The following is a 12,843-nucleotide window of genomic DNA, read 5'->3' as shown; positions in this document are numbered from 1 at the left end:
AAAAGGAGAATAATGATGACGAAATACGTTTTTGAGTGGTTCAATACTGTTTTGAATAAAAAAAGGTTTACCAATCTGGTAAACCTTTTATATGATTTTTTTAAATCTTAATTTTTCTTTCCGGCGGCCTGCATTGGATTCACTTTTCCGTTTGCACTTCCTCTTACGCCATCCTGCTGTTTTTGTTTGAATACCTGGAATTTTGAAGTTTCAGAATTCGTTCCGTCATTGCTCCAGAAATTGTTCGATGTATCAATGTCAGCCGTTTCTCTCATTGGATCAAGCTGAATGGATTTCAACTTTTTATTGAAATAATAGGTTTTTGAAACTTTCTCCTCATTATGTCTCCAGATTTGAGCGGAAGACTTGTCATATAGCTTTGAGCCGTCTTCAAAAGTGAATTCAAGAATGATAGGCATTACCAATCCGCCTTTGTTAGCAAAATCGATTTGATAAGCGGTCATATTTTTAAATTTGTCCTTATCCTTTGTGTCAAGAGAAGCCATATTATCCACCTTGAAAGAGTATTCCTTGTTGGTATCCACTTTTTCCTGTCCTCTGTCATAACGGTAGTAGAAATCCTGAACCTCCTTATCTTTCTCTACGTAGAAAGCAATGTTTTTATCCTCTCGGTTTCTGATTTTTGAAATATCTTCAAAATCATTTTGTATAGGCTTATCCACTTTATATCTTACTTCATTGGCTTTCGGAACGGCATCCAGATCTGGAGTGGCCACTGTAACTTTTTCAATCGCAATATCTACCGGATCTGTTCCATAGAACCATCCTCTCCAGAACCAGTCAAGGTCTTCACCGCTTGCATCTTCCATGGTTCTGAAGAAATCTGCCGGTTCAGGATGCTTAAATGCCCAACGTTTAGAATAGGTTTTGAATGCTTTATCGAAAAGTTCTCTACCCATAATGGTTTCCCGAAGAATATTCAATCCCGTTGCCGGTTTTGAATACGCATTAGGCCCGAAATGAGTGATGTTTTCTGAGTTGGTCATAATAGGTTCCAGCTGATCTTTCGGAAGCTTCATATAATCTACAATCGTCCATGCCGGACCACGTTTTGAAGGGAATTTATTATCCCATTTTTCTTCCGTAAGGTATTCCACAAAAGTATTCAACCCTTCGTCCATCCAGCTCCATTGTCTTTCGTCTGAGTTGATGATCATCGGGAAGAAATTGTGTCCTACTTCGTGGATGATCACACCAAGCATCCCATTTTTGATTCCTTCCGAATATGTTCCGTCTTTTTCCGTTCTTCCGTAATTGAAACAGATCATTGGATATTCCATTCCGTTGGCAGCTTCTACCGATTGTGCTACCGGATATGGATAGGGAATGGTAAATTCGGAATAGGTTTTAATAGTGTGGGCAACTGCTTTTGTAGAGTATTTTCTATATAATCCGTAGGATTCCTTCGGATAGAAGCTCATGGCCATTACTTTATTGTTGTTCTCGGGAATGGTTACGTTCATGCCGTCCCAAATGAACTTTCTTGAAGACGTCCACGCAAAATCCCTTACGTTACTTGCTTCAAACGTCCATGTTTTTCTTTGTTTTGAATGGTTTTTTTCCGCTTTCTTCGCTTCATCCAACGTTACGATTTCTATAGGCTCATTAGCATTCTGTGCCTTTCTGTACCGTGCCAGCTGATCGGAAGATAATACCTGCTCATAATTTTTACATTCTCCGGTTCCGCCCACAATATGATCGGCAGGAACATTCATGGAAACTTTAAAATTTCCGAATACCAAAGCAAATTCACCTCTGCCGGTGAACTGATGATTTTGCCACCCTAGAAAATCGCTGTATACGCACATTCTCGGGTACCATTGCGTCATGGTGTAAAGATCATTTCCGTCTTCAGGGAAATTCTCATAACCGCCACGGCCTCCTTTGGCTATCCTGTTGGGGATATTGTAGTTCCAGTCTACTTTAAAAACGAATTTTTCTCCCTTTTTTAAAATTTTAGGAAGGTCGATACGCATCATCGTTTTGTTGACTACATATTTTAAGGGATTTCCTGCAGCATCAGTTACTTTCTCCAGGTTCACTCCGTATCCGTTATCTTTTGCAGGAAGATCAGTAGTTCTTAACTGCTGATCATTGGCTGTCTTCGGAAGGGTAGACGAATTGTCGTAATCGGCATTTTTAATATTGGACTGCTGGTTTTCATCAAGCTGCAACCAAATATAATCCAGGTCGTCCGGTGAATTATTATAATAAGTAACTGTTTCGGAGCCTTTCAGATTTCTTTTATCTTCATCAAGATAGGCTGAAATTTCATAATCAGCTCTGTTTTGCCAGTATCCGTGTCCCGGGGCTCCTGAAGCCGCCCTGTAAATATTGGGAGTAGGAAGAATCGTCCCTAATTGTTCAAATTTATTTCCGTGATTACTGCCTGGATTATTTTGAATATTCTGAGCCGTTAAACCTATATAAGCAAATGTTGAAAGTAAAGCTACTTTTAATTTCATGATCAAAATTTGTTTAAGAGTTTTCAAATATAACAATAAGTAGTTGAAAAGTTGAAAATGTTTCAACGTTAAAAGGGAATTCTTTCTAAAGTCATTTTTAATGCCAAAGCAAAAACCCCGGAAGATACAAACAGGATCCAGTCTTTTTTATTAACTTTAAATAGATTGAGTAGTACAAATAAGATCAGAAGAATTGCCAATACAATTACTATTTGACCTAATTCAAGACCGATATTGAATCCCAGGAGCGGAACAGCTATGCTTTGGCTCTTCGCGATCATTACCCTTGCCGTATTGGCGAAACCCATTCCGTGGATAAGCCCGAAAATTAAAGCCAGATAATAGTTGGCTCTCATTAATGTCTGTTTTTTGTTCTTCATCACAATATTATCGAATGATGTCAGAACAATAGTGAGAGGAATTAAAAATTCAACCCAGTCTGAAGGCACTCTGAAAACATCCAATATGCTTAATGCTAAAGTGATGGAATGCCCGATGGTAAAAGCTGTTACAAGAATCAGGATTTTCTTCCAGTCCTGATAAGAGTATACCGCAATCAGTGCTAAAACAAAAAGCTGATGATCCAGAGCGTCTAATGAAATGATATGTTCCCAACCGAGATTCAGATAGAATAAAAAATCCTGCATCATAAAATAAAATATTAAGGCTTACGAAAATAATGATTAATTTCGGAACAAATTTCAATAGGCAATGGGTAAAAAAATATTTTTGATTATAGGGATTCTGTTTCTTTCTTTACAGGTTTTTGCAAAAGATATTCATCCTTATCATGTAGGGTCTGTAGAAATCAGCTATAATTCGAAATCGAAGACATTTGAAATTACCGGACGTTTTTTTCTTGATGACCTGGAAAATGCTTTGAGCAAAAAATACGGGAAAACTCTTCGTTTCAATGATGTTAAATATAAATTGTTGCTCAATGAAGCCTTGAAAGCCTATTGTGCAGAATATCTCAAATTAAAAACCAATAACAAGTTTTTAAAAGTGGATTATCTGGGCTATGAAGAGGATAATGAATCTGTCAATATATATCTGGAGTCAGAATCTGTTGATCATCCTAAAAAGATAGAAACGGCAGTGAGTTTTTTGTATAATCTTTTTGATGACCAGATCAATATTGTTCATATTATCGTAAACGGTGCCAGAAAGAGTGAAAAACTAACCTACCCTGAGCGCTATTTATATAAGCAATTCTAATTTTTCATCATCACAGTGCCTGCTGGTAATGTCGCTAATACGGGTGTTAGGTATATTTCTTTGTGAGTTATCTTCTTTTAATGTTTGGTTTTAACGGTTTGATTTTCAATTTTTAACTTTTTTTGGTGTGGATGTTTGAGGTGGTTTTAAATAATATTTTATTAATATGCTTGTTTTTAAAGTATTTTTTTTAAATTTGTTAAATAAGTTAAATTATCATAAAAAATAATGTAACATTTATTAATTATTGTATGTTTTAATATAATTTTTAAATTAAATGCATTATAAATGATATTTTTTAAATCGCTATTTTGACGGGGCTGCTATTGTTTGTATTTAGGTAGGGATTGGTAAAATATATTTAACGTAACCTTGAAACCCTCAATCTGCCTGAAAACAGGCGCATAATTCTAATAACACAAATAGTAAAACACTTACTGCTGTGAGTGTTTTTGTTTTTTTTGCCGGAATTTAATTTTCCAGCTGGAGTAAAGCATTCATCCCTTTAACATGGGCTATTAAATCGGGGAAAAAATTAGTATAGCATTGTTGAAGAATACCTTTATTCTGCAGGAACGCTTCAAATACGGGGATATCAGTATTGAGATATTTGGCTTTGTGAAGAACATTCCGCATACTGAATTGTATTCCCTGGTTTTCACGGTAGTTGTACAACCAATCATCCTGTTCCATTTTTATTAACATTCTTTTCAGATTCTCAGGAAGCCAGACTTCATATTCATGGAGAACTTTGTATACTTTTAGGGAATGTTTTTTCCATCCATTGAGAGAATTCAAAGCAGGATCATTGGCAACAAAATAATCCATGGCAACATCTACAAAAGCGCCGGAGTATAACCTAACTAATGGACTGAAAATCTTTTTTGCTTCATGAATAGCAGGGTGGGAATCGGTAAAGGTATCAATGGCTCTGTGTAAAGTAATCCCATCCTGGATGTCCTTAGGGAATGAAAAACGGTCTTTATTAGGAATAAAATCTTCTAAAAACTGCCCGACGATTTGTCCGTCGGAAAAAGTCAGAAATGAGTGAGCCAGATAATTCATATACCAATATAATACATAAAATTAAATCCTCCGAATATTTTAACGATTCGGAGGACTTAAGGTAATTATTTTTTGAAGATTATTGGACAATAAATTTCTTATTTCCAATCAACGTATTTTTTTCATCATAAATGCTAAGGAAATATTCTCCGGAAGCAAGACCTTTTAAATGGATACTTTTTTCTGAAGTAGTCAGTAAGAGCTGGCCAAGAGAGTTAATTACTTTGAATGAATACTTTTTGTTATCATTAATGGAAATGTGAATAATATCTTTTGCCGGATTAGGATATAAAATAAATTCTTTAGATTTAAAGTTGATATCCGCTGTAGCTAAATTAGCTTCAGGCATAAAATTCGAGACCACACACGCAAAACGGGAAAAGCCGAAAGCTTCATCTGAAGGATTTGTATTCCCTATAGCAATTCCTGTAGGTTCCGTATTGTAATTGACGTTCGGGTTTGCCCAACGATTAATTCTTGAGCAGCTAATTCCTGCAGCCGTACATTCATCATTATAGGCCATAATAGTTCTCCATCTTTGTGAAGAAGCACTGGCTGTTCCTAAAGTAATGGCTGTCTGATTAATATAGCCGTGTTGATGACTGCAAGGAAGAGAGCCTGTTGCAACATACCAGTCATGATTAAGCCCCATATTATGTCCCATTTCGTGAGCTAAAGAATAATTGGATACTACACAGTTATAGATAGTCACAGAAAAAGCAGCGTTACTACTGTAGTTGGTAGGATTTGTATTAAGATTTCCTAAACCACAAGTGTTCGTTGGAGTAGAGGTAACCAGACTGCAAAGATCTGCTCCATATGTCGTTCTTAAGGTGTGTACATCATCCATATAGGAGTCACCGTTGGTTCTGAATCTTGTAAGGTCTGTATTAATATTTCCAGACTCTGTATAAGATATTTCCCCAGAATATACCAGGTTAATCGTAGTATTGGTAACTCCGGAATTAATAAGTGCTGTATTGAAATTAGTAACAGCAGTAGCGATTAGGGTATTACTTTGTGAAACTCCGCCCCAGATTGTTCTTGCTGCGGTAGTGTATACAACCATTACATCGATTCTGGTTGCACTGCATACCGGAGTAGATTCGGAACATACATCGGCATTAACTTTATTGGCATTGTCTAAAATTGAAGGATCTAAAACATAATCATTTTTAGAATCCTGGCTGATCATTTTTTCATCACTTACTACCGATAGGGCGAAAACGTCTCCCTTAGTTTGGTGAAACATCACTTTTTCTGTACCGGAAGCATACATTCCGGTAACAATATTGTCATATTTTGAGAGTACTAATTCTGCGTTGGGAGAATTCACTATATCATAAACATACGATTCTGTACCGTTGCTGTATCTGAAAATACGATTGAATTTAGCGGTAATCTCTTTATTGGTGGGAAGCGCGATCTGTAGATCAGACTGTAAATTGAAAGCTGGTTGCAGATAATACTTCGTTAAAGTATAATTAGAAGCAAGTTCTTTATGTATCTTTTGTTCAGTAGGTAAATTATTTTCATTAATGATATTCTGGAAAACTTTATTTTGGGCAAAGAACAAGCCTGTACAAAAAATCAACAAAGCTGTGAATTTTGTTTTCATAGTTATTTAGTTTTAAAATGGTTTTAGAGACAAATATATAAATAGTTAGCTTAAGACTGTAATAGCTGGATAAGTTTAAAAAAGCCTTTCATGGAATTCTTCAATTTTACTTACCTCTTCAATTTTGATCCCGAATTTTCTTTTGGGAATTTTATTAAGGTTGGAAATGAAAATTTTCTCATACCCCAGTTTTTCAGCTTCGGAAATTCTTTGTTCGGCTTGAGCAATGGGACGGATTTCACCACTTAAGCCTATTTCTCCAGCAAAACAGAAATGTTCGGAGATCGCTATGTCTTCGTTGGATGAAAGAATAGATGCGACAACAGCCAAATCCAAAGCAGGATCATCTGTTTTTATCCCTCCGGTAATATTCAGGAAAACATCTTTGGCGCCAAGCTGGAAACCTGCTCTTTTTTCCAGGACGGCGAGAAGCATATTCAATCTTTTGGCATCAAAACCCGTTGAGCTTCTTTGTGGTGTTCCATAAACGGCAGTACTTACTAGTGCCTGGATTTCCAATAACATTGGACGGTTTCCTTCCAGTGTTACAGCAACAGAATTTCCGGAAAGTTCCTCGAATTTCTTGGTGATTAAAATTTCAGAAGGATTTTTTATTTCTCTCAGTCCTTGTGCAACCATTTCATAAATTCCGATTTCGGAAGTGGAACCGAAACGGTTTTTATTCGCTCTTAACAATCTGAAAAGATGATTTCGATCTCCGTCAAAATTTAAGACAACATCTACCATGTGCTCCAAGACTTTTGGTCCTGCAATTTGTCCGTCTTTGGTAATATGGCCAACAAGAAAAACCGGTGTGTTATTTTCTTTAGCATATTTGATGATCTCATTGGAACATTCCCTGATCTGGGAAACGGTTCCTGGTGAACTTTCAATAAGCTGTGACTGTAGCGTTTGAATGGAATCTATAATAATGAAGTCAGGATCCAGCTTTTGGGCTTCATGAAGAATCTTTTCCAGTGAGGTTTCAGTAAACAGAAAACAATTCGGATTTTGAATTTCAGTTAAACGGTCCGCTCTCATTTTAATCTGAGAGGCACTTTCTTCCCCCGAAACGTAGAAAATCTTTTTCTTCATTTTCAAAGCAAGCTGAAGAAGAAGGGTGGATTTTCCGATTCCGGGTTCTCCACCGATCAGAGTTACCGAACCTAAAACAATTCCGCCGCCCAATACACGATTGAGTTCTTCGGAAGGCGTTTTAATTCTTGGCTCTTCACTGGTTTCAACCTCAATAATATTAATGACGTGCTGTTTCGATTTTGAAGAAGGAAGGCTTTTATGAGAAGGTTTTTCGATGATTTCTTCCACTAAAGTATTCCATTGCCCGCAATTTTTGCATTGCCCCATCCATTGAGAATACTGAGTTCCGCAGTTTTGACAGAAATATGCTGTTTTAAGTTTTGCCATACTGCGAAGTTCAAAATTTTTTTTGAATTTTTTCTTTCGAATTTTAATTAATTTTCAATCATGAAAAATATTGTGTTAAAAAGCCTGACAACTTTTGTGGTCATGAGTCTCCTGAATTTTCTATTTACAGTATGGACGATAGGATTTTTGCATTTGCCGGGTGGGAATTTTGGAATGTTTCCTTTTCTCATTCTGATTTTTTGCTCAATAATTAGTTTGATAGGATTAATTACTGTATTGATTTTTAGAAAAAGCTACCATTCTATATTGCGGATCTCCATTTTATTTGAAACTATTTATCTGTTTCTTTTAATTATTTCAGGCAATAACCCCTTTTTATATTTTTCGGAGGCTTCGAATGAAAGTATTTTAAATTTACTGATGTACATAAATTCGTTTATTGTTTTTCTTATAATCTACCTTTTTGATTTAATATACTCCAAAATAATCATTTCAAATTTAAAAACTGGTAAATAAAATCAAAATCCATTGTTGAGGAGTTGCTCAATTTACATTAATCTTTATACACGATTATCTGCATTATTTGCTCAATCAGCGAGAAAATATAAACGTTATTCATCTGTATTTTAAGTGTAATTAAAATTTAAAAATTGCATTGTATTTCTTTTTCCCCTAACTTTGCACAAACCTAATCTAATGAGTAAAAAGAATACAAAATACATCTTTGTGACAGGAGGTGTAACTTCATCTTTGGGAAAAGGAATCGTTTCTGCTTCTCTGGGACTACTACTAAAATCACGCGGTTTTAATGTAACGATCCAAAAACTAGATCCTTATATCAATATTGACCCAGGAACACTGAATCCTTATGAACACGGAGAATGTTATGTAACCGAAGATGGGGCGGAGACGGATCTGGATTTAGGTCATTACGAGCGATACTTAGATGCTCCCACTTCCCAAAACAACAACGTTACCACAGGGAAAATCTACCAGACTGTAATTGAAAAAGAAAGAAAAGGAGACTTTTTAGGAAAAACAGTTCAGGTAATTCCTCATATCACCAACGAAATCAAGCGTAGAATTAAAATTCTTTCCAAACAGAACTACGATATCATTATTACGGAAATCGGAGGAACTGTGGGAGACATCGAATCCCTTCCTTATATTGAAACGGTTCGCCAGTTGAAGTGGGAATTAGGAGAGAAAAATTCTATGGTAATTCACCTTACATTATTGCCTTATCTGGCTTCAAGTGGGGAATTGAAAACAAAACCATCACAACATTCCGTTCGTCAGCTGATGGAAAGCGGAATAATGGCGGATGTATTGGTTTGCAGAACGGAACATAAAATTCCAAAAGATCAGAGAGCAAAACTGGCTCAATTCTGTAACGTTCCTTTAGATAATGTAATTGAGTGTAAAGATCTGGATACTATTTATGAAGTGCCAATGTATCTTCAAAAACAGAACTTTGATGACGTAGTTTTAAAAGAGCTGGACCTGAAAAGTGATAAAGATGCCGATCTGAAAGACTGGAAAACTTTCCTTAAAAAATTCCAAAACCCTAAAAAGACTATAGAGATCGCGTTAGTAGGTAAATATGTTTCCCTTCAGGATTCTTATATATCTATTGCTGAAGCTTTCAAGCATGCGGGAGCTGATCTGGAAACAGCGGTGAAAGTAAGATGGGTGTACAGTGGAGACATCACCGAAGAAAATATTAAAGAAACTTTAAAAGGAGTCAACGGAATTCTGATCGCTCCGGGATTCGGAGACAGAGGAATTGAAGGGAAAGTCCTTACCGCACAATATGCAAGAGAAAATAAAATTCCTATGCTGGGAATCTGTTTGGGAATGCAGATCATGACCATTGAATTCGCAAGAAATGTTTTAGGGCATTCTAAAGCCAACTCTATGGAATTTGATACCGCTACACCGGATCCTGTGATCTCATTAATGGAAGAACAGAAAAATATTGTAGATAAAGGAGGAACTATGCGTTTGGGAGCCTGGAAGTGTGCTTTGAAAAACGGTTCTAAATTATCAGATATCTACGGAAACAAAAATATTCTGGAAAGACACCGTCACCGTTATGAATTCAACAGTGATTATCTACAGGATTTTGAAAAGAAAGGTTTCTTTGCTACAGGAACAAACCCTGAAACAGGATTGGTTGAGGCATTAGAAATGCCAGATCACCCATTCTATGTTGGGGTACAGTATCATCCGGAATACAAGAGTACGGTAGCTACGCCACATCCTTTATTCAGAGCTTTTATCAAAGCTTGTACATCGAAATAAAGTAATTACATTACGATAAACGTCTTATTATAAACTCAGGTTGATTATTATCAGCTTGAGTTTATTATTTTGTAATAGGGTAAACGATAGAGTTTTGATAAAAAAACAGTATTTTTGTCAGCTCAAAAAAGCTACAGATTTATAAGTTTTGTTATAATTCAATAGCAATAAAAATAATTTTAATAAAATCAACATGCAACAGAACAACGGACTCGATAAAAGTCAAATGATTAGTTTTGCGGTTTTATGTTTGGTGCTTTTCGGCTTCATGTTTTATTTTCAAAACAAGCAGCAGAAAGAAGAGGAGCTGAAAGCTCAGCAGCAAAAGACAGAACAGGTAAAAACTGCCGTAAAGCAAACTCAGGCAAGTAATATCAATCCAAATGTAACTCCTAATGCAATTCAGGTGTCCAATCTGGCCAACAACGAATTGAAACTGGAATTCTCCAGCTTAGGAGGACAGGTTTCTAAAGTGGAGCTTTCACAATACAAAGCGTATGATCAGAAAAGTGATAAAGCAGATCTGCCGCTTTATCTGATTAATAAAAATAATTCCAGCTACGGGTTTCAGTTTAAAGATAAAACAGGAAAAGTAATTAATACCAAAGATTTGGTGTTCTCTCCAACGGTTAACGGGAACTCTGTGACCATGACCGCTAATTATGGAGGTGCTGTTATTCAGTTTATTTATACATTACTTCCGAAATATACCTTAGATTTTAAAGTAAGAACTCAGGGACTTGCTAAAGTGACTTCAGATACAAAAGCAGATTTCATCTGGAACTATAATGTGAGAAATTTAGAAAAGGGTAGGGCTCAGGAACAGTCTCACTCAGAATTCTCTTATGCTTTCAATAATTATAAGGATTATGATTATGATGCGAGAACAGATATGGATGAGCCGGACGAAACGTTAAACTGGATCGGGGTAAAGCAGCAGTTCTTTTCTTCAATTATTGAAGCGAAGACCGGTTTTACACAAAGTAAAGGGAACCAGGAGAACGTAGAAGAAGGGGAGTATTTGAAGAAATTTAATTATGAAGGGTTTGTTCAGATGACCGGAAATGAATTAAACCAGGATTTCACGTGGTATTTTATGCCGCTGGATTTACCTTTATTGAAATCGTATGATAAAAACTTTGATGAAATATTACCTTTAGGCTGGTCATTTATCGGATCTATGAACCGTTGGTTCTTTATGCCGATGTATAACTTTATTTCTTCCTGGGGAGTAACAGCAGGTTGGGCTATTTTCATATTGACGATCATTGTGAAGCTTATCTTGTCACCAATTATGTACAAACAGCATAAATTAAGTGCGATGATGAGGGTGATCCGCCCGGAAATCGATGAAGTAAATGCCAAATTGAAGGATGCGGACCCTATGAAGAAGCAACAGGCAACGATGGAAGTGTACAGAAAAGCAGGGGTAAATCAGATGGCAGGTTGTTTGCCGGCGTTAGTGCAGATCCCCATTTTCTATGCGTTATTCCGTTTCTTCCCGAACTTTATAGATTTGAGAGGACAAGGCTTCTGGTTTGCAAAAGACCTGACCGCATATGATGATCTGATCAAGTTACCATTTAACATTCCTTTCCTGGGAGATCACTTAAGCGTGTTTGCATTAGCTTGTACAGTGGTAATCCTCATTTATACGATCATGACTTCAGGAAATATTCAGCAGCCTCAACAAGAAGGAATGCCAAACATGAAAGTATTAATGTATATCTTCCCGATTACATTCCTATTCTTCCTGAATACTTCTGCATCAGGTTTATCATGGTATTATTTTGTATCGAATGCGATCAACATTTTAATTATCCTTGTCATTAAATACTGGATACTGGATGAGAAAAAGATTCATGCCCAGATTCAGGCCAATAAGGAAAAACCAAAAGCGGAAGGGAAGTTCCAAAAGAGAATGAGAGAGATGATGGAGAAAGCTCAGGAACAACAAAAAATGGCAGAACAGCAAAGAAATAAAAAGAAATAACATATCATAACAGAAAGGGAAGCAAATTATTGCTTCCCTTTTTTATTTAGATAGATTTTAAATTTCATTTGTAAAGTCTGTGAAATCATAATTTACAATCTGAAGATATTTAGTCATATTCAAGTCTGAAAGATCTCCTGTGATATTTGGTTGGTCCATGCTTAGAAAGTGCCTCCTGATGAAGCTTAGTAGCATATCCAAAATTAGTATTCCATCCATATTGAGGAAATTCATCATGCAATTTAATCATCAGTCTGTCTCTGTAGTTTTTGGCTAAAATGGAAGCGGCCGCAATGGATAATACTTTAGAATCACCTTTTATAATACACTGATGTGGAATATAATTATAAGGATGAAATCTGTTTCCATCGACTAAAATAAGCTCCGGCTTTATCGTTAATTGGTCTAACGCCCGATGCATGGCATGGATGCTGGCATTCAGGATATTATGCTGGTCTATGAACTCAGCGGGAAGCTCAGCAATAGCATAACTTTTAACATTGTCTTTTATGTAGTCATCCAATTGCATCCGGGTCTGAAAGTTTAACTTTTTAGAATCATTAACTAAACTTTGCTTAAAATTATCATCTAAAATAACCGCGGCTGCCACTACAGGACCACTTAAACAGCCTCTGCCTACTTCATCACACCCCGCCTCGATATAATTATCCGTCCATTTCTTTAGCAAATCCATAAATTTTAACAATTTCTATCATGCAAAATTAATAATATTTCAAGAGTTATGGAAAAAATAATAATTTTTTGGGATTTTG

The 12,843-nt window shown here is 36.2% G+C and carries 9 protein-coding genes; 3 read left to right on the top strand and 6 right to left on the bottom strand.

The window, feature by feature from the left end; translation table 11 throughout:
- Positions 1–107: 107 nt before the first annotated feature.
- Together ACGHIN_RS03325 and ACGHIN_RS03320 are read right to left on the bottom strand one after the other, a co-directional pair.
- Positions 108–2,486 (bottom strand): M1 family aminopeptidase, encoded by a 2,379-nt coding sequence (locus ACGHIN_RS03325; RefSeq protein ID WP_390450792.1) that lies wholly within the window; start codon positions 2,484–2,486, stop codon positions 108–110.
- A gap of 68 nt (positions 2,487–2,554) precedes the next feature.
- Complete coding sequence (locus ACGHIN_RS03320) at positions 2,555–3,133, bottom strand: HupE/UreJ family protein (RefSeq protein ID WP_390450904.1); 579 nt, start codon at positions 3,131–3,133, stop codon at positions 2,555–2,557.
- A 64-nt stretch (positions 3,134–3,197) separates the two neighbouring features.
- On the opposite strand from ACGHIN_RS03320, the gene ACGHIN_RS03315 reads away from it, so the two are divergent.
- A complete protein-coding gene (locus tag ACGHIN_RS03315; protein WP_390450790.1) occupies positions 3,198–3,704 on the top strand; it encodes a DUF6702 family protein in 507 nt (168 codons plus the stop codon).
- Positions 3,705–4,175: 471 nt separating this feature from the next.
- On the opposite strand, the gene ACGHIN_RS03310 is transcribed toward ACGHIN_RS03315, so the two are convergent.
- From ACGHIN_RS03310 to radA, 3 genes are all read right to left on the bottom strand, one after another.
- Positions 4,176–4,769, bottom strand: coding sequence for an acyl carrier protein phosphodiesterase (locus ACGHIN_RS03310; protein WP_390450789.1), 594 nt, complete (start codon positions 4,767–4,769; stop codon positions 4,176–4,178).
- 79 nt (positions 4,770–4,848) lie between these two features.
- Positions 4,849–6,387: a M12 family metallo-peptidase gene (locus ACGHIN_RS03305; protein ID WP_390450787.1), complete on the bottom strand. Its 1,539-nt coding sequence runs from the start codon at positions 6,385–6,387 to the stop codon at positions 4,849–4,851.
- 75 nt (positions 6,388–6,462) lie between these two features.
- Complete coding sequence (gene radA, locus ACGHIN_RS03300; protein WP_390450785.1) at positions 6,463–7,812, bottom strand: DNA repair protein RadA; 1,350 nt, start codon at positions 7,810–7,812, stop codon at positions 6,463–6,465.
- A gap of 657 nt (positions 7,813–8,469) precedes the next feature.
- Between radA and ACGHIN_RS03295 the strand changes: the two genes are divergently transcribed.
- Together ACGHIN_RS03295 and yidC are read left to right on the top strand one after the other, a co-directional pair.
- The gene (locus ACGHIN_RS03295; protein WP_390450784.1) at positions 8,470–10,077 is read left to right on the top strand and encodes a CTP synthase; all 1,608 of its coding nucleotides are present in this window, start codon (positions 8,470–8,472) and stop codon (positions 10,075–10,077) included.
- A 193-nt stretch (positions 10,078–10,270) separates the two neighbouring features.
- The gene (gene yidC / locus ACGHIN_RS03290) at positions 10,271–12,070 is read left to right on the top strand and encodes a membrane protein insertase YidC (RefSeq protein ID WP_390450782.1); all 1,800 of its coding nucleotides are present in this window, start codon (positions 10,271–10,273) and stop codon (positions 12,068–12,070) included.
- Between the two features lie 109 nt (positions 12,071–12,179).
- Here the strand turns inward: yidC and ACGHIN_RS03285 are convergent, their stop codons facing one another.
- Positions 12,180–12,764 carry a ribonuclease HII gene (locus ACGHIN_RS03285; RefSeq protein ID WP_390450780.1) on the bottom strand — a complete coding sequence of 195 codons (585 nt, stop codon included), beginning with the start codon at positions 12,762–12,764 and terminating at the stop codon, positions 12,180–12,182.
- Positions 12,765–12,843: the final 79 nt, after the last annotated feature.

The sequence above is a fragment of the Chryseobacterium barbadense genome, assembly GCF_042849955.1.
Taxonomy (GTDB): domain Bacteria; phylum Bacteroidota; class Bacteroidia; order Flavobacteriales; family Weeksellaceae; genus Chryseobacterium.
Note: the sequence above shows the minus strand (reverse complement) of the source record. Positions and strands in the feature narration are given on the sequence as shown.